We start from the raw sequence: 22,431 nt of genomic DNA, 5'->3' as shown, positions 1-22,431 counted from the left end.
GCGTCATCTGTCGCTTAAAGGGTTTTTTATGTGCTGAGTATTTGTATTAGACTCATCATGTATTTCGTGCATCTAATATAAGCTATTTACTCTGCCCAAGATCATCCAGAATAGCGCAGTCTGCATTATCATCGCCTGCACAATGATCAAAAGAATTCTGTAGCGAATTGACCATCTCCTGCAATTGGGCGATTTTTTGGTTTAACGTTTCGATATGCTCTTGTGTCAGTTGTTTGACATCTGCACTCTGACGATTAGCATTTTTGCGCAAATACAGTAACTCCTTCATTTGCTTGGATGAGAACCCCAAGTCACGAGAATGTCTTAAAAAGCATAAGTCGTCAAGATCGTCTTTAGAATACAGGCGATAACCTGAGTTCGAGCGATTTACTGTTTCTAGCAAGCCAATCTGCTCATAGTAGCGAATCATTTTGGTAGAGATACCTGATTGCTTTGATGCTTGACCAATATTCATATTTATCCTCCTAACTTAAAAAGGGACTTAAATAACAAAAGGGTTTAAATAACCTGTGTATTTAAACCCTATATGGATAACCTTTACGATTCTACATTCACTCTGTAGCGGTTTAGTAGTTCGCTGACTATACTTTAAAGTACTTGAGGCGTAACGCATTACCCAATACGAAAACGGAAGACAGCGCCATTGCGCCTGCCGCAAAAATGGGTGAGAGCAGGATACCAAATGCTGGATACAAGACACCTGCGGCAATCGGAATCAAAGCGACATTATAAATAAATGCCCAAGCCAGATTTTGTCTGATATTACTGATGGTGGCTTTACTCAAGGCAATTGCAGTAGGCACACCTTGCAGACTACCTGACATTAGCACCACTTCAGCCGCCTCAATCGCTACGTCTGTGCCTGTACCAATGGCCAATCCAACATCGGATTGAGCCAATGCAGGGGCATCATTGATACCGTCACCGACAAATGCCACTCGGCCATATTGTTCTTGCAACTGGCGTATTGCATCTACCTTGCCTTCGGGTAATACTTCTGCTACTACCTGATCAATATTTAATTTTGCGGCAATCGCTTGGGCGGTATGGCGATTATCACCTGTAATCATGGCCACTTTTAAGCCTAACTGATGTAGTGCGGCGATGGCGGCATGAGTCGTCTCTTTAATAGGATCGGCAACGGCGATGATAGCAGCCAACTGCTGGTCAATCGATACATAGAGTGGGGTTTTACCTTCTTGCCCCAAACGTAGCGCATCTTGTTCAAAAGGCGCAACATCAAGCCCTAATTGTTGCATATAACGATCTGCGCCAATGTGGATCACTTGGCCTGCCACGTTTGCTTGAATACCCAAACCTGTCATCGCCTCAAAATCAGTGATAGGCAGCAGTTGAATACTCTGTTGTTCTGCTGCTTGTACAATGGCTAAGGCAATGGGATGCTCAGACTTTGCTTCAACCGATGCCACCACACGTAAGACTTGTTCTTTCTCAAACCCTTGTTGGACTTGGAAATCTGTTAAGGTAGGTTTGCCTTCAGTCAATGTGCCTGTTTTATCAACGGCAACCACGCTCACATCCTGAAGCATTTGTAGCGCTTCGCCTTTACGGAATAGCACACCCAATTCTGCACCACGACCCGTACCGACCATAATAGAGGTGGGAGTGGCCAATCCCATTGCACAAGGGCAGGCTACAATGAGCACGGCAACCGCATTGATTAAACCAAAGGTTAAAGCAGGGTCAGGGCCAAAAATCAACCAAACTATAAAGGTTAATGCTGATAAAAACATCACCGCTGGTACAAACCACATGGTGACTTTATCCACCAATGCTTGAATCGGTAATTTAGAGCCTTGGGCTTGTTCTACCATACGAATGATTTGCGCTAATACAGAATCTTCACCAATGGCCGTTGCTCGAATATTCACGGTACCGTTTTGATTGATAGTACCGCCGACCACTTGATCGCCGGCTTGTTTTTTCACAGGGACAGGTTCACCAGTAATCATAGATTCGTCAATATAACTATGGCCGTCAACGACTTCGCCATCGATAGGTACACGCTCGCCTGGACGAATCTCAACGATCATTTGTGCAGTGACGTCTTCTACAGGGACTTCACTGACTTTGCCATCTTGCTGTACACGGGCCGTCTTTGCCTGCATGCCTACTAAATGCTGAATGGCCCCAGAAGTACGCCCTTTGGCTTTTGCTTCAAAATAACGACCTAATAATATCAAGCTCACAATCATGGCAGCGGCTTCGTAATAGACATGCACCGTGCCTTCAGGTAACGCTTGCGGGATAAAGGTCGCTATGAGGGAAAAGCCATACGCTGCGATAGTACCAATCGCCACTAGCGAGTTCATATCTGGCGCAAAACGCAATAAGGCTGGCACGCCTTTTTGATAAAAGCGTCGGCCTGGAAAGAGTAGTACCAGTGTGGTCAAAACAAACTGTATCAGCCAACTTTGCTGAGTGCCGAGGTTATTCACTACCCACATATGAAAGGCGGGAATCATATGCGAGCCCATTGCTAGAATGAATACGGGCAGTGACAACAGCGCAGAAAGCCCTAAATCTCGTTTAAGCTGATTTTGCTCTGAGGCTTTCTTATCTTGTCGACCACCTTGGTCTTTTTCTACCAGTTTCGCCTCGTAGCCCGCTTTTTTAACGGCCTCAATCAATTCACTCGTTTGTATTTGCGCATCGCCTTTAATCAAAGCACGCTCAGTCGCAAGGTTTACTGTGGCTTGTTGCACGCCAGCGACTTTGGCCAAGGATTTTTCTACTCGTCCAACGCAAGAGGCACAGCTCATGCCTTCTATTGATAGCTCGATAGGCTTGATGTCAGTCACCTTATAGCCTGCACGCTCTACTGCTTTGTTTAATTGGGCGACATCTAAAGGCTGCGATGAGTAAACAGTCGCCTGTTCAGTGGCAAGATTTACCTCGGCGTTTTCAACGTGTTCAATACTTTTTAATTGTTTTTCGATACGCCCAACACACGAGGCGCAACTCATGCCTTCAATGCTCAGCACTTCTTGGTAAGTAGGGGCTTTAGTATTTTCTGTTTTCATAACAACCTCTGTCGTTTTTAACTATATTTTTAATTTTATTTTCAAATCTATAGTGACAGCATATAGGTTGACATCATGGTAAGGTCAAGCGAGTTTCTTTAAATATTTTCAATACCATTTATAGTAGCGTCTCATATTTATCGTTGAATACAAAATAGCTCAATTATGGTTTATTGTTGAAGGTGTGGCGGTATTAATTCTAAAATAGGGCAGGATAAATGGCTGATAATAAGATAAACTGCCCAGCGAGCGCTGATAGGGTTCGATAACTCTAGATAGCTCTAGATCAATTCACTGTATTTGGCTGCTAGCGAATAAAACACCAATAATAATAAACGCTGCTAGTAATGACAGAGTACGTCGTCAATAGCAGGTGATATCAGCACCGTTAACATAAAACATTTATACAAGACCATTGATATTAAGGCACATCACTATGGAAGAAGTACCAAATACGATAGAACAAAGACCCGTATTCATGCCCAAAGTCAACAGTGACAATTTGGTAAAAACGGATATGGTTATGTTTGAGCGACATGTGGGATTTGCGACCAAACAAAAGAAAAAATCCATCAATGACCTACAACAAGTCATTCGCAAAAAGTATGGATTTAAGCAAGTACTCGAGCTCTCTAGCAAGTCTGGCAATAAGCTAAGTTTTCCGTTAAGCCCGTTCAGCTTACAGATTACGGATGAGCATGATGGCAATCCATATAGTGTCGAAAATGCTTTTCAAGCCAGTATGGTTTTTGAAGATGGTGGTCCTTATACAGATTTGCTAACAGTAGCGCCAAGACAAGCGAGAAAGGATGAGCGATTGATGACCTCGGGCGAGCTCATTGGCTACAACTACTTTGGTATGGAATGGGGCGTAGAGCCGTTAACGACATTTTATGACTGGCTGTACGTGAATGCGCTCAAGCAAGACCCTCAGCTGCATGAAGAAGTGATTCAATATCAAGGGTTTACTGATATTACCTTTAATCCTAAAAAATCTATCCATAGTGCAGCGTATGCGTTGGCGCTGTTTGTGGCACTGCATAAACGAGAGTTGCTCGATAATGTTGAAGACCCAATGGCATTCTATGACTTATGCAATAATTTTAAAATCAGCAATACTGAGCACCTGTTAGAAGAAGGTTGGATCTGATAGTTAAGTCAGCGCTCGCTTAAGTTTGCTTAAACCAAAAGCTACGATACATGATGTGTCGTAGCTTTTTTATGTCTCTATGTTTAAAGCTATTAGCCCATTTAGATGACTATCAAGTGAATTGAAGACACGCCCTAGTAACCACACTTAAGCATTATAGCCAATAGTTCTCTTGGACATAGGCGATACAGAGATCATAAAATGCTTGAGCTGGGGGAGAGATAGATTTATCAGCAAGTTTAAAGATACCGATTTGCCGGTTTAAAGAAGGGTCAACTAAATCTATCCAAACGAGTTCCGGCTCATTCGCAGGGAAGGCAAGCTTGGGTAAAGTAGTGATACCTAGATTATTGCGCAATAAAGAAAACAGCGATGTGATGTTTTCTACCGTGTACCTCGCCCTGCGATTGAGCGCTTCGGCTGGCGTGTTCTCGAGCAATCTGCAAGTGCCATTATAAATAAACGGCTGCGCCATGAGTTGCTGCCATGTTAGCCCCTGCGTTTGATTTAACTGGTTGTTTAGCTCATTACTTTTCAGACAGACCACGCCAATTGGGTCTGATATGAGTAAAGTAAAATCTATATTTGTTTGATCAATACTGATGCAATTGCCTAGTGCCAAATCAATTTCTCCGGCTAACAATCGATTGGCCACACCGACAGAATTATCATCTATCAGTACAATCTCAATATCAGGATATTTTTTTGAGTATTCAACCAATACGCTAGGTAACAATTTAGTCACTAGCGACGGTACGCTTGCAATCCTAATTTTACCTTTTTCGCCGGACGCAGAGGCTTTTAAGTCATCTTCTAGCGCTTGATAAACGCTAAGAAACTGCTCAATCTTTGGTAAGCAGGTTTCGCCGAAAGGCGTTAGTAGGGCTTTGTTTCCCACTTCAAATAATCGCTGTCCTAAAGTCTTTTCTAACTCCTTTATTGAGGCTGATAAAGCAGCTTGCGAGCGATTGGCACGATCAGCCGCCGCACGAAACCCTCCTTCTTCCACGACAAATAAGAAATGACGCAATTGCTGTAACTTCATATTCAGACCATCCAAAACTATTCTTTAATAATCTATCTTAAATGATAGATTAAATCTATCAAAATCCAAATTTAATTAGTTAGATTTATCGTTGCTAATTGAGTAGGATAAGTCATGTAGCAATTGGCAGTGATTAAATAAATTTCAAATCACTTACTGCTGAAACCACTTATCAAAGGACATGACAATATGATGACTCACTCAAACAAACAGGCCGTTAAAACCTCGCTTTATGCGTCTAAAGCACCTTTGGAGTGGGCCATCACTAATAATGGGACCTTATACACTGCCCAAATTCCTATCGATGAAAATGGTGATGTGGTTGCAGGCGGTATTGAAGCGCAAACTCGCCAAACGCTAGACAATCTTAAGCACACGCTAGAATGTGCCAATGTTGGCATGGATGCAGTTCTACAAGTAATGATCTACGTAACCGACCGCGACTATCTAAAAACTGTCAATCAAGTTTATGCCGAATATTTTGAAGCACCTTATCCAAATCGGGCAGCACTGGTAATAGCTGGACTGGCTCGTAAAGAGATGCTGGTTGAGCTGGTCGTATATGCCGCTGTGCCCTAAACTCTAAATGTACTCTAGTCAATAAATAAAATATTTAATACTTTATCAAGGAAGCACTTATGTCAGCCCACACCGCCCAACAGATATTGCAACAAGACCCAACCAAATCACTTTACATCAATGGTGAATGGCAGGCAGGCGTAAATACCGTTGCCAATATCAACCCATCTGATATCACTGACACTATCGGTGAATTTGCGCAAGCGAGTAGCGATCAAGTCAAAGATGCCATTGCGGCGGCCCGTCACGCTCAGCCAAAGTGGGAAGCGACTCCTTTAGAAAAAAAGCAGTCTATCCTACAAGCGATTGGCGATGAAATGATTGCTCGCTGTGATGAGCTAGGTACGCTGTTGTCTCTTGAAGAAGGTAAGCCGTTTGCCGAAGGTCGCGGCGAGATTTACCGCGCAGGTCAGTTCTTTCATTACTATGCAGCGGAAGTATTGCGCCAAATCGGTGATATGGCTGATTCAGTGCGCCCTGGTGTCAAGGTCGAAGTCACCCGCGAAGCAGTCGGTGTGGTTGCCATTATCTCACCTTGGAACTTTCCAACTGCCACTGCTGTGTGGAAGATCGCGCCGGCATTAGCGTTTGGCAATAGTGTCATTTGGAAGCCTGCCAATTTAACGCCTGCCAGCGCGGTCGCGTTGGCTGAAATTATTCATCGCCAAGGTCTGCCAGAAGGTACGTTTAACCTGCTATTGGGTGGCGGCTCGTCAGTCGGTGATGCGCTCATCAACTCTACAGATATTGATGCTGTTAGCTTTACCGGCTCTGTACCAACAGGTCGCAAAGTCGCTGCTGCGACTGCACCAAACTTTATCCGTTGTCAGCTTGAGATGGGCAGCAAAAACGCTTTGGTCATCGCTGACGATGCCGACTTGCAAGTTGCTATCGATGCAGCAGTGGCTGGTGCGTTCGGCGGTTCGGGTCAGAAATGTACGGCTTCTTCACGTCTTATCGTGATGGACGGTATTCATGATGCGTTTGTAGATGGTGTGATTGCCAAAATGAAAACCCTAAAAGTTGGCCATGCGCTTGAAGGCGGCATCTTCATGGGCCCTGTCGTCGATGACAAGCAGCTGGCATCAAACATGGATTGGATCGAAAAAGCCAAGCAGTCTGGTGCTCATTTAGCGTTTGGCGGTGAGCGTTTAGAGATGGCGCATGACGGTTATTATATGTCGCCGACGTTATTTACTGAGACGGATAACAGCTGGGATATCAACCAAGAGGAAGTGTTTGCCCCGCTGGCGTGTGTCTTGCGTGTCAAAAATCTAGAAGAAGCGATTGCGATGACCAATGATACGCGATTTGGTCTGACGGGCGGCATCATCACCCAGAGCTTACGCAACAGTGCGATGTTCAAAGAGCAAGTACAAGCAGGCTGCGTCATGGTCAATCTAGCAACTGCGGGTACTGACTATCACGTGCCATTTGGTGGTCGTAAACAGTCAAGCTTTGGCCCACGTGAGCAAGGTCAATATGCCAAAGAGTTCTATACCATCGTCAAGACCGCTTATCAAAAAGCGTACTAGGGATGTCTTCACAAGAATACTCGTCGCTATCTGAATGATGCTGTACCAGAAGGTACTTACTTGCTAAAGATAGTGGCTAACGATAAAAGTATTAAAAGGAATTGATATGTACCAAGACCATATCGTCATTGATGGATTACAGTATAGCCATTGGGATCGTGACTACTTTAAGATGCTACAAGCCAGTGGTATCAATGCAGTACACGCGACCTTGGTCTATCACGAAGACGCTCGCCAAACCATGACCCGCTTTAGCGAATGGTATGCACGCTTTGAGCAAAATTCAGATCTTATATTACCCGTGTACTCAGTGGCTGATATTAAAACAGCAAAAGAGCAAGGTAAAGTTGGCATCTTCTTTGGCGCGCAAAACTGCTCACCAATCGACGATGAAATTGGTTTGATTAGCGTGATGCGTCGTCTAGGTCTATTGATCATGCAACTGACTTATAACAACCAGAGTTTACTAGCGACAGGTTGTTATGAGCAGAATGACAGTGGCATCACTCGATTTGGTCAGCAGGCCATCGCTGAAATGAATCGTGTCGGTATGATTATTGACATGTCACACAGCGCTGAGCGTTCAACGCTTGAGGCGATAGAAGTGTCATCGCGTCCGATATGTATCAGCCATGCCAATCCAACGACGGCTCATGATGCGCTGCGTAATAAATCGGATACGGTCATCAGTGCCTTGACTCAAGCAGGCGGATTGTTAGGGTTTAGTTTATACCCGTTTCATTTGCCAAATGGTAGTGACTGTACGCTCGATGACTTCTGTACCATGATTGCCAATTGCGCTGATAAGTATGGTGTGGAGCATTTAGCGATTGGCAGTGACTTGTGTCTTAATCAACCACAAGCTGTACTTGAGTGGATGCGTAATGGACGTTGGTCAAAAGCGATGGACTATGGCGAAGGCAATGCCAGTAATTCAGGTTGGCCAGATACTTTGTCATGGTTCGCTGGCAAAGACGGTATGGAAAACATCTATAACGGTCTGCTAAAGCACGGCTTTAACGAAAGTGATACTGGAAAAATCATCGGTCAAAACTGGTTCGATTTTTTAGAGCAAGGTTTAAAGCCTTTAGCTTAACTAGCTATTTAAAGAGTCATTTTAGTCAATGGTTGCTCGAAATCGCTATAAGACGACAGTCGTGTTATAGCGTATATCTGTTTGAAGTAGGTAATTTAAATTAGATAGGTATGTACAGTGAGGTCATTTTATCGCACGCTCATTGCTACCACTCTGATCTAAAACGCAACGTTAGCATAGTATATGGAGCCACATCATGGCCGATTTAAAGGGATTTAATCAAGGTGAGCAAGGACGCTCGACTCCTGTTAATCAAGGAATAAGTGAGTCCGAAGCCGCTGCTATTACTACCGACACATTAGGCCTCAAAAATCCCGCGTTTTGGTACAGTGGCGGATTCATTGTAGCCTTTGTTTTGATGGCGATTTTTGCAGAAGCGCGCTTAGCAAAAATAGTCGAAGTGGGCTTCTCGTGGTCCGTCAAAATATTTGGGCCTTTTTGGCAGATATTGCTACTAGCTACCTTTGTCATTGCTTTGGCCGTCGGTGCTGGTCGTACAGGACGTGTGATTTTAGGCAATTTACCTGTACCTGAAATAGACAGTTTTAAATGGATGGCCATTCTTTTCTGTACACTATTAGCCGGAGGCGGGGTTTTTTGGGCTGCCGCTGAGCCCATTGCCCATTTCGTGTCAGCACCTCCTTTATACGGTGAGTCAGCCGATCTACAACAGCGCGCTTTTAACGCATTATCCCAATCATTTATGCATTGGGGGTTTTTGGCGTGGTCCATCGTTGGCAGTTTGACTGCAATTGTGATTATGCACCTGCATTATGACAAGGGCTTGCCCGCGTACGTTACTGTATCCAGTATTTGGTGAGCGTGTGCTGACGGGTCAAACAGGCGCAATCATCGATGCTTGCTGTATCGTTGCCGTTGCTGCCGGTACTATCGGCCCCATTGGTTTTTTAGGCTTGCAGACCAGTTATGCGCTGAACACCCTGTTTGGTATCCCTGATACCTTCACTACCCAGCTTATTATCATTGTCTTTGCTATCGCGCTCTATACGTTGTCTGCGATCAGTGGCCTGACGCGCGGTATGCAGCTACTTAGCCGCTTTAACGTTATGTTGGCGTTTGCACTGATGGTCTTTATCTTACTCTTTGGTCCGACCAATTTTATTGTCAATGGTTATATCCAAGGCGTGGGTACGATGATTGACAACTTCGTCCCAATGGCGACGTTCCGCGGTGATGAAGGTTGGCTGAGCTGGTGGACGGTATTCTTTTGGGGTTGGTTCTTGGGTTATGGCCCGATGATGGCGATATTTATCGCTCGCATTTCACGTGGCCGTACTATTCGCCAGTTGATTACCACCGTCTGTATTATTGCGCCGCTCGTGACTTGCTTCTGGTTCACCGTCGTTGGTGGCTCTGGTCTGGCTTTTGAGATTGCCAATCCAGGTAGTGTGAGTAGTGCCTTTGAGGGTTTTAATTTGCCAGGTGCGCTATTAGCCGTCACGCAGCAACTGCCGTTTCCTTTGATTACCTCGATATTGTTCTTAATTTTAACCACGGTATTTATCGTTACCACGGGCGATTCGATGACTTATACCATCAGCGTGGTCATCAGTGGCGAGCGTGAACCAAACGCTATGATTCGTACCTTTTGGGGCATCATGATGGGTGTGACGGCGATTGTTTTAATCTCGCTTGGCTCAGGTGGTGTGTCAGCGTTGCAATCTTTTATCGTCATTACTGCGGTGCCCGTGTCTTTTGTGTTGCTGCCGTCGTTATGGAACGGACCACAAATCGCACAAAAAATGGCGCGAGAGCAAGACTTGTATCGTCCTAACAAAGTAGAGGTAAGACACAAAATCAGCGAAGAGAAGCTCGCTAAAGTTGCTACAGAAAACAAAATCTCTGCAGAAAAAAGCTTATAAAGAAGCATGACATAAAAAACTGTGTGATGTTCTAGATCACCAAACGGTAAATAAGCAACCAGCCCTCATCTACACGACTGATTTCTTATTTACCGATAAACATTATTATTAAGAGTATTACCGAAGCTGCTGGCTCGATATATTAGGTAAGGTAGTGAAATTATGAATATGGTTTATACAAATAATGTGAATAATAAAAGTATCGATGTCAAACCGCCTTCACTGGGTACAGGTTTGCGTACTCGTGATGTGATTATGGATGCCCAAAGATTGGGTGCGATGCATCAAACCCGTATTAGCTTTGTGCGTACATTACTACGCAAGATTGATAAAGAAAAATGGACGCTCAGTACTCATTTGTGGGATTTAGATGAGCACGGTTATGGCAAAGTTATCTATCGTCTACATACGCCAGAGCATCTATATCATCTGGTGGTGTTCTGCAACGAGCTGGCTGATGAAGAGCGTAACGATAGAGTCATTGCCCAAAAATGGGATGTGACATTTGGTCTGGTGTTTGGCGAGATAAGCGGAGAGTTACTGGATAATTTACAAGCCAATGTGCCGTTGCAAGAAGCAGGTCGCAATTCTAACATGTTGATGGTGCTGGCACGCGCAAATAAGAGCGTACGAGTCTTTGATCATATTGTGAGCTCACTCGCTGCCGGTCAGCAACCAGATTTAGATGTGTTAGCGCAAGTGGGTTATATCTTGCGTACCACTGCGGTCTATGGCAATGGTAAATTTGGTATTTATGATTTTAAACCGTTAGACCATAGTGAAGACTTTGACCAATCGTTTCGCGCGCAGATGTGTGCCGTGTATTTGCTGCGTGAGTTTAGCTTAGACTGGGTCGATTATTTGGCGCAGAAAAAGGGCGGTAGTAAAGCGGTTGCACTGCATCCAAAGATTAAGCGTTATTTGGGGATTGGTAATGCCACTGGTTTGGGTATGGCGCCGTATTTGATTAACCACCCTTGTGTGGTTGATCAATGGCTGACCACCCGTGAGGAAGCACTGCAAGCGACATTAACCTGTCAGATTGAACCCAAAGAAACGGCGCATTTTGCCAGTTTAATCAAACGTGCTATTCAGCACTTTGGCGAGATTGTCACCATCAATGAGCAGCAAATAGAACGCAATGAAACGGTCGTCACAGAATTAATGGTACTACAAAACAATTTGATGACTACTATCAATCACTATGTGACGTGGGCGGAGTTCTTGCAAGCGCACCATGATTTGAGTCTTGAGAGCCAAGAGGTCATCATTTCTTGCTTGATGGAGCTGTATCCTGAGCGTGTTGATGCGTTTCAAGAGAAAATAAATGCCGATGAAAGCTTGTCGTTACCGAAGGGCAAGGTGATTCAAGATTTGATTGATGTACTGGAGCGACACTATCAGTGGGCGATCAATATTGATTTTAGCCAGCCTGATAATAGTCATTGGTTTTGGTATCGTTCGGTGGATAAAGAAGAGCCACGCCTAGGTGTGCGTGGGCAAGAGGTAGGCGCAGATCGTGAGCTTGCACTAGACATCGCAAGGCAAGCAAACAAGCTGTACTTCGCGCTCAAACAAGTCAACGCTCAACAATTGATATCTGAATTTATTTTAAACCAACCAAAGTACCGCTCAATTGCGCGCCGTGTTTGGACAATGGGGCATAAACAGTTGGGTGATATTCAGATGAATGTCTTACATAAAGACGCGTTACCTATGCATCTGTTACGGTGTAAATTGTCTATGTTTGGTGCGACCAAGTTTGATCCGAGATCAGATCGCTGGGTCAGAATCACCTTGTTCCAAGGCGCACCTTTATTTGCAGAAGTGCATAGTGATGAATGGCTGTTTCCTCTATTACCCGATTTGTCGACAGAGCAGGGAGGTTTGACTCATGATCGTATCGCATAATGAAATCGTAGCAATGGTGTATAAAGCCTTTACTGGGATGCATCGAGAAGTTGGGGAGGCTGATGTAATCGCTACGATGGTTGCTGAATTACAGATGGCAGGCTTGGATGGCGTCAGACACTTTAACAATGCCAGTCCGTATATTTTAACCGAGAGCGATACGCCAATTGATATCGTCCATCAAGATGCTAAGGCGATGCGTTTAGATTTGCACGGTAGTAGCTTGGCGTGTCACTTACCGACGATCATCGATTACGCTCTTGAAAAAATGGGCGCTTCTGCACACTTTCATATTTACTTGCAGAACTGTCATAATCGCTGGCTGGCCTATAGTGAGCTGGTAGGGCTGGCGGCCAAAGGCTATGCTTGTTTGGCCAAATGGGATAACGGCTCTGTGCCCAAGCATACGTTATTTACGTTGAATCAAGGGTTTGTCTATCCTGACCTTTACTTTTTTGACAAGGCACAGTCAAATTACAATACCAATGATATGGTCATCGAGATTGCGACTCAAAACTTCGATATCGAACATGATATCCAGCATTTCGACCGTAAAATATCGACAGATGAGCTGTTTGAAACCCATCAGCGCGCATGGAAAGAGGGTATCTATGTCGATGACGAACAGTGGGCGATACTCAAAAAAACAGCAGCAGCTATATTAGTTGAAAATAGCGAAGCATCTAGTCGCGGCGCGGGTGGAGTATAAAACCAAACCTGTTAATTACGTTAATTATGTCAGTTATGCTACGAAACAGATTTTTGTATGATGAGTAATTAGTCGTTTGGCGCGTGCGCTATATTCTCATCCCAATACGGCGGCGTGCCATAGTAGTTGGTCATAAAGTCGATAAAGCATCTGACTTTGTGAGGTAGTAGTTTTCTATGGGCGTAGACGGCATATAAGCCTAAAGGGCTAGGTTCATATTCTGGCAACACTACGACCAACTTGCCAGAGCTCAACGCTTCACTAGCAATAAAAGTCGGCTGTAATATCAATCCTCCGCCTGCAATAGCTGCTTCAACGAGTACGTCACCATTATTACTATGGAAAACGCTACGTTCTTTGAATTGTTTGGTCTTTAGGTATTTGTAGATTTGACCCTTAGTTTCTACATTCATATAGCTATAATGCAAATAGCGATGCGACTCTAGATCCTCAAGTTGCTTAGGGGTGCCATGATTTTTGAGGTACTCGGGCGAGGCGCATAATACCACGCGAATCGGAGCAATCTGCTTGGCGATAAGCGATGAGCTTTGGAGCTGTCCGATACGCAGGGCAATATCAAACCCTTCTTCAACGATATCTACTTTTCGATCACTCAACTGCAGATCAACGGTAACTGACGGATAGCGCTCCTGAAAATCAGTGATGAGTTTTGCCATATGTTTTAAGGCAAAGGAGACGGGCGCACTGATGCGCAGGACGCCTTTGGGATGCTGCTGTAAGCCGCCTAACTGCGATGCCATCTCATCAATACTCAATAAAATCTGCTGCGCGTGCGTAAAGTATTGACTACCAGCTTCTGTCAGGCTGACTTTGCGTGTAGTACGGTTGAGCAGGCGAGTATGTAGTTCCTCCTCTAGCTTTGCTACATACTTGCTTACTAGCTGCGGCGAGAGCTGCATCGTAATAGCCGCTTTGCTAAAGCTGCCTTCTGTCACTACCGCGACAAAAGCACGCATGGCATCGATTCTATCCATATAATTCTCTCGATATCAAATACATTATAAACATTATGTTGATAATTATTCAATATAACTGATCTTACTCTTTTATAGCGTTGATAGTAAAGTGTGCTTATATCATTTTCGACACTATTTATTTTAATCATACCTTATGGAGTAAGCATCAATGAAATCATCACTATTAGATACTATTTTGACATCAAAAGCTGGAGCAGCGGCCTTAGTGCTTCGTGTACCCGTTGGCCTGATTTTAGCAGCCCATGGCGCCCAAAAATTATTTGGTTGGTTTGGTGGCAATGGATTGGCAGGTACGGCTCAATGGTTAAGCAGTATGGGTATGGAACCTGGCTACTTAATGGCGATACTAGCAGGTGGTGCTGAGTTCTTCGGTGGTCTGGCTCTGGTATTAGGTTTGTTAACCAGACCAGCTGCTTTAGCCGCAGCCTTTACCATGTTAGTGGCTATTTTTTCTGTCCATATTAGCAATGGGCTATTTGCTGATAATGGCGGTTATGAATACGCGCTAACATTGATGGTAGCTACGCTTGCCCTAGCTATTCAAGGTGGCGGCTCCCTCAGTATGGATAAAGTATTATCAGAAAAATTAGACTAGGTTTTATAATTGTAAATGGGATTATTCAATTATTAGTGAATAAAGCCATTTGAAAATAGCCATTTAAGACAAGCAACAAGGGGAAAGCCATGACAACACTTTTATCTAATGAGCCAGTCAGCCAGCCTGTACTGTTTATACCGCATGGTGCAGGGCCTTGTTTTTTTATGGATTGGCAACCAGCGGATACGTGGTATGAGATGGCAACGTTTTTAAAGGGCATTTCTACTCGTTTACCTGAGCGACCAAAGGCTATCTTAATCATTAGTGCGCATTGGCAGACGGCTGAATTTAGTATCACCGCTGGCAAGCAACCTGATCTCATTTATGATTATTATGGCTTTCCTGAACATACTTATAGTTTGACTTATCCAGCCTCAGGCGCGCCAGCATTGGCAGAGCAAGTCAGTAGTCTACTGACAAAGGCAAGGTTAGGTAATAAACAAGATGCGGAGCGCGGTTTTGATCATGGCGTATTTATACCGCTTAAGCTAATGTTCCCTGAGGCAGATATTCCAGTGGTGCAGCTATCTTTGCGTCATGATTTAGACCCGAAGGCGCATTTAGCTGCTGGTCAAGCACTGGCATCACTGCGTACAGAGGGTGTGCTAATCGTCGGTAGCGGCATGAGCTTTCATAATATGCGTGGTTATGGTGATACTAGTTTTACTGAACCATCAGAGCGTTTTGATGAATGGCTAACGAATACTGTGGAATTAGCAGATTCGGATAAACGACTTGCGGCATTGGCCAATTGGAAAAATGCGCCTCACGCGCTTGACTCACATCCGTTAGGGGCAGAGGAGCATTTGTTGCCGCTTATGATAGCGGTAGGTGCAGCAGGACGTGATAAAGGCCAAAAGACTTACTCCCAGCAAGTGCTAAAAACGCAATTGTCAGCTTTTCAGTTTGGGTAAGTATTTTGAAAATCATAGATCACGGTGTTTCAGCGTAATTGTCAAAAATAAAACATCCTTTGAATCTCAGAATCAAAGGATGTTTTAGGTTAATACAGCAATTATTAATGGCATATCAAATTAGAGATAACGTCGCTTATTATTCGTAGTTTGCCACCACATTATTTCCATCAAGTTTGAATTTAAAAACTTTCGATGTCGTTTCAAAGTTGGCTATAGCTAAGTCAATTATTATAGATTTCGTAATTGCTCGATTAACCAACGATGTATGCCACTGTCAGCAGTACGTGGATGCCATGCTGCGATGACCTTAAAAGTAGGCGGCAATGCTTCAACTTTAAGCTCTTTGACCTTACTGCTCGGCAATAATCGCGAAGGATAAAACGCAATCATGTCAGTCGTGTGCAAAATATCTGGTACGGCTGAAAAGCTAGGAACCGACATCACAATGTTTCGTTTTAGACCTTTTTCTGCGAACCATTGATCATGTGAGCCACGCAAGTTGGCACGCGAAGGCGATACCACCAGTTGCGGCTGTGCGGCGATTTGTGTCAGTGTTAGTGCCTCTGTTGCAAAGGTGTTTTTACAACCAGTAATGCATAAATGTTGCTCTTCAAGCAGCGTCACATACGATAAATTATCAGGAATAAATTCGGGAAAGGTAATGAGTAGATCAAGTTCACCTGCCGCAATCAGCTGATTGATGTTATCTGAAGCAAAGTCGCGCACTATCAACCTCAAATCAGGCGCTTCACGGCGCGTTATATTAAACAGTTGTGGTAATAATGCCTGCGTTGCATAGTCAGTTGCGCTAATCGTAAACACACCCTTATAGGTTTGCGGCGTAAACACCTCGGGCTCTAACAACATTTCTAACTGTTTTAATATATCGTCAATCGGTTGCCGCATCGACAGTGCTTTTGGCGTTGCCACCATACTATTACCTTGACGGATAAACAAACGATCATCAAACACCTCACGTAACTTGCGTAACTGCTCACTGATGGCTTGTTGGGTCAGCCCCATTTTGCGTGCGACTTGCGACAAGTTTTTTAGATCAAGTAGCGCCTGCAATACTCTAAGTTGCTTGATATCGAGCCGATTCATACCATTCATAATTTCATACCATTAATAATTGTATCTTAAACAAGAAACGGTTGTTTCTAATTGTACCTGCAAAACGCTATGCTGACCAACATTGCTTAAGTAGCCACTAAATGAGCTATTAAGCATTAAAACAGGCTCAATACATTCAATAATAAGCCATCAGCTGCTTTAAAAGAGACACTTATGACACAAACTATTCCAGATACAAAGACATTATTTTCCTCTGTAGCACTTGGGCCTTATACGCTCAAAAACCGCATCGTCATGCCGCCATTGACACGCTCTCGTAGCACGCAACCTGACAATATCCCTAATGACTTAATGGCCAGCTATTATGCACAGCGTGCGACAGCAGGCTTTATGGTGACGGAAGGTACGCAGATTGAGCCAAGAGGTCAAGGTTATGCTTGGACGCCAGGTATTCATTCACCAGCCCAAGTTGAAGGTTGGAAAAAAGTCACGCAAGCAGTACATGACAAAGGCGGTATTATTTTTGCTCAGCTTTGGCATGTAGGCCGTGTGTCGCACACCAGCTTGCAGCCTAATGGTGCTCAGCCGGTAGGGCCGTCTGATATTACCGCTGATAACGTCAAAGTATTTATTGAAACAGGTCCAGGTGCAGGTGCATTGGCTGATCCAAGTGAGCCACGCGCTCTCAGTACCGATGAAGTTGGTGAACTGGTAAGTATGTATGCGGCAGCTGCGCGCAATGCATTGGAAGCGGGTTTTGATGGGGTAGAGCTGCATTGTGCCAATGGGTATCTGGTCAATCAGTTTATCTCTGAGCACACCAATAACCGTGATGACCAATACGGCGGATCGTTGACCAATCGTCTGCGTTTCTTAAAAGAAATCGTGGCTGCTGTCAGTGAAGTGGTGGGTGCTGATCGTTTAGGCGTACGCTTTGCGCCATTATTTGCGAGTACGGATGAGACACGCGTGTATTTAGGCTTGGTAGAGTCAGATCCTCATCATACGTATATTGAAGCAGTCAAATTGCTTGAGCAAGCGGGTATTGCTTATTTGTCCATTGCAGAAGCTGATTGGGATAATGCGCCTGATTTACCAGACACTTTTTATCAAGCAGTCAGAGAAGAGTTTTCAGGCCGTATTATTTATGCTGGCAAGTACACGGTACAAAAAGCTGTGAACATTTTAGAAAAAGGCTACGGTGATTTATTCGCGTTTGGTCGTCCTTTTATCGCCAATCCTGATCTGCCAGAGCGTATTGCCAATAACTGGCCATTGAATGAAGTAGATCCTACCACGATGTATGGTGGTACTGATGTGGGCTACAGTGATTATCCTTACTATCAAGAATAGCAAAGTACATAAACAGTGACTGAGATAAGGCCATTAATACTAATGGCCTTATTTTCATTTATAAATTTGTGACTTGTTGGATATTCACAGACAGTCAATCTTTAAGCGACAATTATTGTTTTTGTCGCTTAAAGGTTTTTCTTTTATCGTTTTATCAATAGGTAGTAGGCAATGAATCAGAATTCCAAAGACAGACTTATACGCATATTGATAGGATATGTCGGACTTTATCCAACGCTCCTAATCGTATTAACGTTATTGAAGCCTATAACTCAGGGTTTAAGCCTGCCAGTGGTGGTATTAATTGAAACGATAATACTTGTTCCACTGACACAGCTGGTGTCCTTCCCACTAGCAGGCTGGGTCATTGAGCGTCTGAGCAGAAAAAAGTAATCGCTTTTCGCAGCGTTCACTGGTACACCATTCTCTTATTCAAGCTCATCAATCAACTGCTTCATTTCATCAATTTCACGTTTTTGTGCTTTTATAATATCATCAGCAAGCTTTTGTACACGCGGATCTTCAATATCAGCGCGACTACTAGTGAGAATGGCAATCGAGTGATGCGGTATCATCGCCTGCATCCAATCGACTTGATCGACAGTCGCTTGAGATCTAACGCCCCAGATACCAACTGCAAACATCAATACACTTAGACCATAGATCATCAAATTGACCTTGGTCTTCTTATACATATTGGTCATAAATGCCAACATGACGACTGCCATACCGGCACCCATGTATAGCGCCATATAAGCTCGGGTTTCACTAAAGTAAATGTGATCCCACTGGTAGGTATTGAAGTACATCATGATATACATGATGACAGTCGATGTCAGAATCATTAAGGTAAATTTTACATAAGGGTTCATATTTTTTTGCTGAGCAGCTTCCATGATATGACCTCCATTGTTTTGTTAAATTAAAATGGGTAGACAGTTAAAACCAGAATTTAACCCCCGCAGTCAAACTACTGCTATCAACTGATTCATTTTCTTGACGTCGTTGGCCACGAGCCTTGCCAAGCGCTGTCTCATAACTAACACCTACATAAGGAGCTAGCTGGCGACTGAATGTCTCGTAAGTCAGCCTGACCTCAGTTTCCATCTCATTAAAGCCTTTGGTAATACCATTATCATGGTCATCTTTACTAAAGGCAGTCAGTCCAACCTCCGGTATGACTACCCAATGCTGATCCAAACGCCATTCGTACTCTGCGCCCAGATCAAGACGAAGTTGACCATCGGTATATAAGTAGGCTCTCGCATCCGTTTCTATAAAATAAGGCGCGGTACCGACAATACCTGCCATTACGGCAGCGTTGTCGTTTTCAGTATCGTAAGCGACACCAGCTTCACCATTCCAAAAAATACTTAGTGGTTTCCAATAGGCAAGGGAGCTTAAGCTATCGATTTCTCTATCATCTTTAGTATGAGCACTACCTTCCGTGCGTAGTCTTATACGGTTACTGTCAGTACCGTACCAACCCGTCGCCTCGAAGTTGATTTGATCTTTGTCAAACTGATAGCCCAAGTCGTCTACTGAGACTCCCCATAATGGCATGCTGCCCATCATCATGGGCTTATCATACTGCCCGTAGGGAACCCCATTTGAATAGTCTGGACTGCGAGCATCAGCCGGTGGCTGCCCACCTTGCATGCCCGACATATCCATGCCGCTATGGTCCATATCAGACATATCACCTGACATACCCATGCCGCTGTGATCCATATCGGACATACCACCTGACATATCCATACTGCTGTGATCCATACCTGACATATCACCCGACATATCCATGCCGCTGTGTTCCATATCAGACATATCACCCGACATATCCATGCCACTATGATCCATATTCGACATCTCAGCAGCTGTTGCAAAAGAGGATGTGAGCAAGACTAGCGATGACAAACCAATGAATGACAGATTTTTCTTAGATATTTTCATAATAAGCCTCATATTCGAAGGTTTGTTAAACGACGGCAACTTCTCTGAACATGCCGGCTTCCATGTGATAAAGCAGATGGCAATGCCACGCCCATCGTCCAACTTCTCCCGTCACATCAAAGCTAATCTTTTGCGCTGGCTGCACCACAATCGTATGTTTACGTACTTGAAAGTCTCCAGATGGCGTGCGCAAGTCACTCCACATACCATGCAGGTGCATCGGATGGTTCATCATGGTGTCATTGACTAAGGTAATACGTACGCGTTCGTTCGGCTTAATATTGACAGGCGTTGCATCCTTAAACATGACACCATCTAAGGCCCAAATATAGCGCTCCATGTTACCCGTTAAATGTAGCTCGATCTCTCGGGTAGGATTACGCTGCTCCGCAAATATAGCCTCATCCACGGAACGTAATTGGTCATAAGTCAAAACCTTTCTATCAATATCACGCAGGTTAATACCGGGATCATCGAGGTTCATACGTGGACTGTCGACACGCATATCAGATTTAAAGTCATACTCGGTCTTAGCATGCTTTGCTTTGTAGCCTTTATCACCCATCGCACCCATCATATCGGCCATGGTCAACCATTCAATCTTGTCCATAGCAGGTATGGCAGCTCGCGCGCCTTTTTTAGTTGCAAGCGTGGTCGCGACATAGCCTGAACGATCGATATTTTGGGCAAATATCGTATGTGCATCTTGAGTAGGCGTGACGATGACATCATAGGTCTCAGCCACGCCAATGCGGAAATCATCAATCGCAACGGGTGCGACATCAATACCATCTGTTGCTACCACAGTCATCTTGAGACCCGGTATACGCACATCAAAAATGGTTTGCGCTGAAGCATTGATAAAGCGTAATTTAACGGGCTGTCCTGCTTTTACTAGTTGTGTCCAATTGGCCGCTGTGGTCTTACCATTCATCAGATAGGTAAAGGTCTTTTCGCCAGACAAATCAGTAAAATCCGTCGGCATCATGCGCATCTGATTCCACATTTTGCGCTTGTCATAAGCGGCTTCTAAATCTGTTGCGGCAATATCAGATAGTAGTTTTTTGAAGTCTGGCAGATGATAATTATCAAAGTCAGCGCGCTGTTTGAGCAGCTTCAAGAGATTGTGCGGATCGCGGTGCGTCCAATCACTCAGCACGATTACATGGTCTTCCTCGATAGGATGACGCTCACGGCCTTTGGGTTCAATGACGATAGCACCAAGCATACCGGTTTGCTCTTGAAAGCCACTGTGTGAGTGATACCAATAGGTGCCTGATTGTTTAAGTTTGAATTTATAGGTAAAGGTGCTGTTCGCGGGAATACCATCGAAACTGATACCTGGCACCCCATCCATCTCAAAAGGTACCAGCAAGCCATGCCAATGAATAGAGGTTGACTCATTCATCTGGTTATGAACACGGATAGTTACGGTATCGCCTTCACGCATCTTTAGCGTTGGCGCTGGCAGCGAGTCATTAATCAGCGTCGCCATACTCGACTTGCCATTAACAGTAACGAGCTTCTTGCTGACATACAGATCAAACTCATTCCCAGTTAGGATAGGTACGATATGGTCAGATTTATCACTGTTGACGGCTACATTCTGCTGGCCTTTACCGAGCGCACTATTGGCAATAGACGGTAGGGTGGACAGCATGGATGCCCCTAACAAGGTAGAAGATCCTGTCAAAAAACGCCTGCGGTTAAGCATAGTTTTGTTCATAATAATTCACCTGATTTATATCCATAAAGCGAGAGTTGAGTCTGTATTTATCAGCTAAGTCTATGACTTTGGTCATTTATTAATAGAGCTTTATAAGCTATTTAAACGACAACCAAGCTAGATTTGCTGCTGCGGTGAGTCAATGATTGCATAAATAGCTGTTGAGCCATCTTTATTAAGCTGCATCACTTTATATGGCATGAATTTATCTTGGTATTCCATACCTGGGCTACCGACTGGCATGCTCGGTACGGCAAGACCAATCGCATCACTTGGCGGGTTTTTTAGGAACTGCGCCATATACTTGGCAGGGACATGACCTTCAAAAACGTAGCCATCAGTAGTCACGGTGGTATGACAAGAGCGCATTTGCTGGGGTACGCTATAGCGCTCTTTAAACAAGGACACGTCTTCGAGATTCTGCGCGGTTGCATTTAGGCCATGACCTTCGGCATAACCGACCCATTCTTTACAGCAGCCACAATTGGCATCTTTATAGACGGTGGCTGAGATATTTTTTAGGATAGTTGATTGGGTATCTAAAGGAGCGCTGACTGGCATTATTTCGGCTTGTGGTTGCTCTACTAGCGTGGCTTTTTGCGTAGCGGTAGTTGGCTCAGTCGCTGGTGTTGAGTCAGCAGTAGTGGCATTAGGCTGACTACAAGCGGCAATCGTTAACGATAGTGGCAAGACCGCAATCGCCGAGAGCATACGGCCAGATATCTGATGATGTGCATTAATAAATCTATTAGTATAGCGTCTCATAAAACCACTCCTGAGCGTCTGTCTGACGAGTAAATTTATAAAAATTAAAGCCGTATTACTGAGTCATGTAATACTGG

Annotated in this window: 19 protein-coding genes and 1 pseudogene; 11 read left to right on the top strand and 9 right to left on the bottom strand. The window is 44.3% G+C overall.

The annotated features are described in order from the left end of the window. Positions 1-82: 82 nt before the first annotated feature. Positions 83-475, bottom strand: a complete 393-nt coding sequence (gene cueR, locus JMX63_RS10925) for a Cu(I)-responsive transcriptional regulator (RefSeq protein ID WP_201572340.1) — start codon at positions 473-475, stop codon at positions 83-85. Positions 476-602: 127 nt separating this feature from the next. After that, positions 603-3,065, bottom strand: coding sequence for a heavy metal translocating P-type ATPase (locus JMX63_RS10920; protein WP_201572339.1), 2,463 nt, complete (start codon positions 3,063-3,065; stop codon positions 603-605). A gap of 436 nt (positions 3,066-3,501) precedes the next feature. On the opposite strand from JMX63_RS10920, the gene JMX63_RS10915 reads away from it, so the two are divergent. After that, entirely contained in the window at positions 3,502-4,215 is a 714-nt protein-coding gene (locus JMX63_RS10915) for a DarT1-associated NADAR antitoxin family protein (RefSeq protein ID WP_201572337.1), read from the top strand. A 154-nt stretch (positions 4,216-4,369) separates the two neighbouring features. Here the strand turns inward: JMX63_RS10915 and JMX63_RS10910 are convergent, their stop codons facing one another. Continuing rightward, complete coding sequence (locus tag JMX63_RS10910; protein WP_201572336.1) at positions 4,370-5,260, bottom strand: LysR family transcriptional regulator; 891 nt, start codon at positions 5,258-5,260, stop codon at positions 4,370-4,372. Positions 5,261-5,449: 189 nt separating this feature from the next. Here JMX63_RS10910 and JMX63_RS10905 point away from each other — a divergent pair, with 189 nt between their 5' ends. From JMX63_RS10905 to JMX63_RS10880, 6 genes and pseudogenes are all read left to right on the top strand, one after another. Next, positions 5,450-5,839: a RidA family protein gene (locus tag JMX63_RS10905; protein WP_201572335.1), complete on the top strand. Its 390-nt coding sequence runs from the start codon at positions 5,450-5,452 to the stop codon at positions 5,837-5,839. Positions 5,840-5,898: 59 nt separating this feature from the next. Then, positions 5,899-7,374 carry an aldehyde dehydrogenase family protein gene (locus JMX63_RS10900; protein WP_201572334.1) on the top strand — a complete coding sequence of 492 codons (1,476 nt, stop codon included), beginning with the start codon at positions 5,899-5,901 and terminating at the stop codon, positions 7,372-7,374. 106 nt (positions 7,375-7,480) lie between these two features. After that, entirely contained in the window at positions 7,481-8,470 is a 990-nt protein-coding gene (locus tag JMX63_RS10895; RefSeq protein WP_201572333.1) for a membrane dipeptidase, read from the top strand. A 196-nt stretch (positions 8,471-8,666) separates the two neighbouring features. After that, positions 8,667-10,353, top strand: a pseudogene (locus tag JMX63_RS10890) (BCCT family transporter). Between the two features lie 162 nt (positions 10,354-10,515). Then, positions 10,516-12,264 (top strand): hypothetical protein, encoded by a 1,749-nt coding sequence (locus tag JMX63_RS10885; protein WP_201572332.1) that lies wholly within the window; start codon positions 10,516-10,518, stop codon positions 12,262-12,264. Then, positions 12,248-12,973: a DUF3726 domain-containing protein gene (locus JMX63_RS10880; protein WP_179798438.1), complete on the top strand. Its 726-nt coding sequence runs from the start codon at positions 12,248-12,250 to the stop codon at positions 12,971-12,973. The genes JMX63_RS10885 and JMX63_RS10880 overlap by 17 nt, the downstream gene beginning before the upstream one ends. A 68-nt stretch (positions 12,974-13,041) precedes the next feature. Here the strand turns inward: JMX63_RS10880 and JMX63_RS10875 are convergent, their stop codons facing one another. Beyond that, complete coding sequence (locus tag JMX63_RS10875; protein ID WP_201572331.1) at positions 13,042-13,968, bottom strand: LysR family transcriptional regulator; 927 nt, start codon at positions 13,966-13,968, stop codon at positions 13,042-13,044. 151 nt (positions 13,969-14,119) lie between these two features. Between JMX63_RS10875 and JMX63_RS10870 the strand changes: the two genes are divergently transcribed. Next, positions 14,120-14,566, top strand: coding sequence for a DoxX family protein (locus JMX63_RS10870; RefSeq protein WP_201572330.1), 447 nt, complete (start codon positions 14,120-14,122; stop codon positions 14,564-14,566). Positions 14,567-14,655: 89 nt separating this feature from the next. Then, positions 14,656-15,483, top strand: coding sequence for a DODA-type extradiol aromatic ring-opening family dioxygenase (locus tag JMX63_RS10865; protein WP_201572328.1), 828 nt, complete (start codon positions 14,656-14,658; stop codon positions 15,481-15,483). Between the two features lie 231 nt (positions 15,484-15,714). Here the strand turns inward: JMX63_RS10865 and JMX63_RS10860 are convergent, their stop codons facing one another. Next, a complete protein-coding gene (locus JMX63_RS10860) occupies positions 15,715-16,599 on the bottom strand; it encodes a LysR family transcriptional regulator (protein WP_201572326.1) in 885 nt (294 codons plus the stop codon). Positions 16,600-16,785: 186 nt separating this feature from the next. Here JMX63_RS10860 and JMX63_RS10855 point away from each other — a divergent pair, with 186 nt between their 5' ends. Both JMX63_RS10855 and JMX63_RS10850 read left to right on the top strand, forming a co-directional pair. Next, on the top strand, positions 16,786-17,913 hold the full coding sequence (locus JMX63_RS10855) for an alkene reductase (RefSeq protein WP_265089104.1): 1,128 nt from the start codon (positions 16,786-16,788) through the stop codon (positions 17,911-17,913). Between the two features lie 171 nt (positions 17,914-18,084). After that, complete coding sequence (locus JMX63_RS10850) at positions 18,085-18,306, top strand: hypothetical protein (RefSeq protein WP_179799402.1); 222 nt, start codon at positions 18,085-18,087, stop codon at positions 18,304-18,306. Positions 18,307-18,341: 35 nt separating this feature from the next. On the opposite strand, the gene JMX63_RS10845 is transcribed toward JMX63_RS10850, so the two are convergent. The 4 genes from JMX63_RS10845 to JMX63_RS10830 form a co-directional block, all read right to left on the bottom strand. Continuing rightward, on the bottom strand, positions 18,342-18,809 hold the full coding sequence (locus JMX63_RS10845; RefSeq protein WP_227673316.1) for a DUF305 domain-containing protein: 468 nt from the start codon (positions 18,807-18,809) through the stop codon (positions 18,342-18,344). A 43-nt stretch (positions 18,810-18,852) separates the two neighbouring features. Further along, positions 18,853-19,863 carry a copper resistance protein B gene (locus JMX63_RS10840; protein ID WP_201572324.1) on the bottom strand — a complete coding sequence of 337 codons (1,011 nt, stop codon included), beginning with the start codon at positions 19,861-19,863 and terminating at the stop codon, positions 18,853-18,855. Positions 19,864-19,888: 25 nt separating this feature from the next. Continuing rightward, a complete protein-coding gene (locus JMX63_RS10835; protein WP_320157866.1) occupies positions 19,889-21,589 on the bottom strand; it encodes a copper resistance system multicopper oxidase in 1,701 nt (566 codons plus the stop codon). 117 nt (positions 21,590-21,706) lie between these two features. Then, positions 21,707-22,354 (bottom strand): DUF411 domain-containing protein, encoded by a 648-nt coding sequence (locus tag JMX63_RS10830; RefSeq protein ID WP_201572323.1) that lies wholly within the window; start codon positions 22,352-22,354, stop codon positions 21,707-21,709. Between the last annotated feature and the right edge of the window lie 77 nt (positions 22,355-22,431).

It is taken from the genome of Psychrobacter nivimaris (assembly GCF_904846365.1).
Classification (GTDB): domain Bacteria; phylum Pseudomonadota; class Gammaproteobacteria; order Pseudomonadales; family Moraxellaceae; genus Psychrobacter; species Psychrobacter nivimaris_B.
This window is presented reverse-complemented; position numbering and strand designations above follow the sequence as displayed.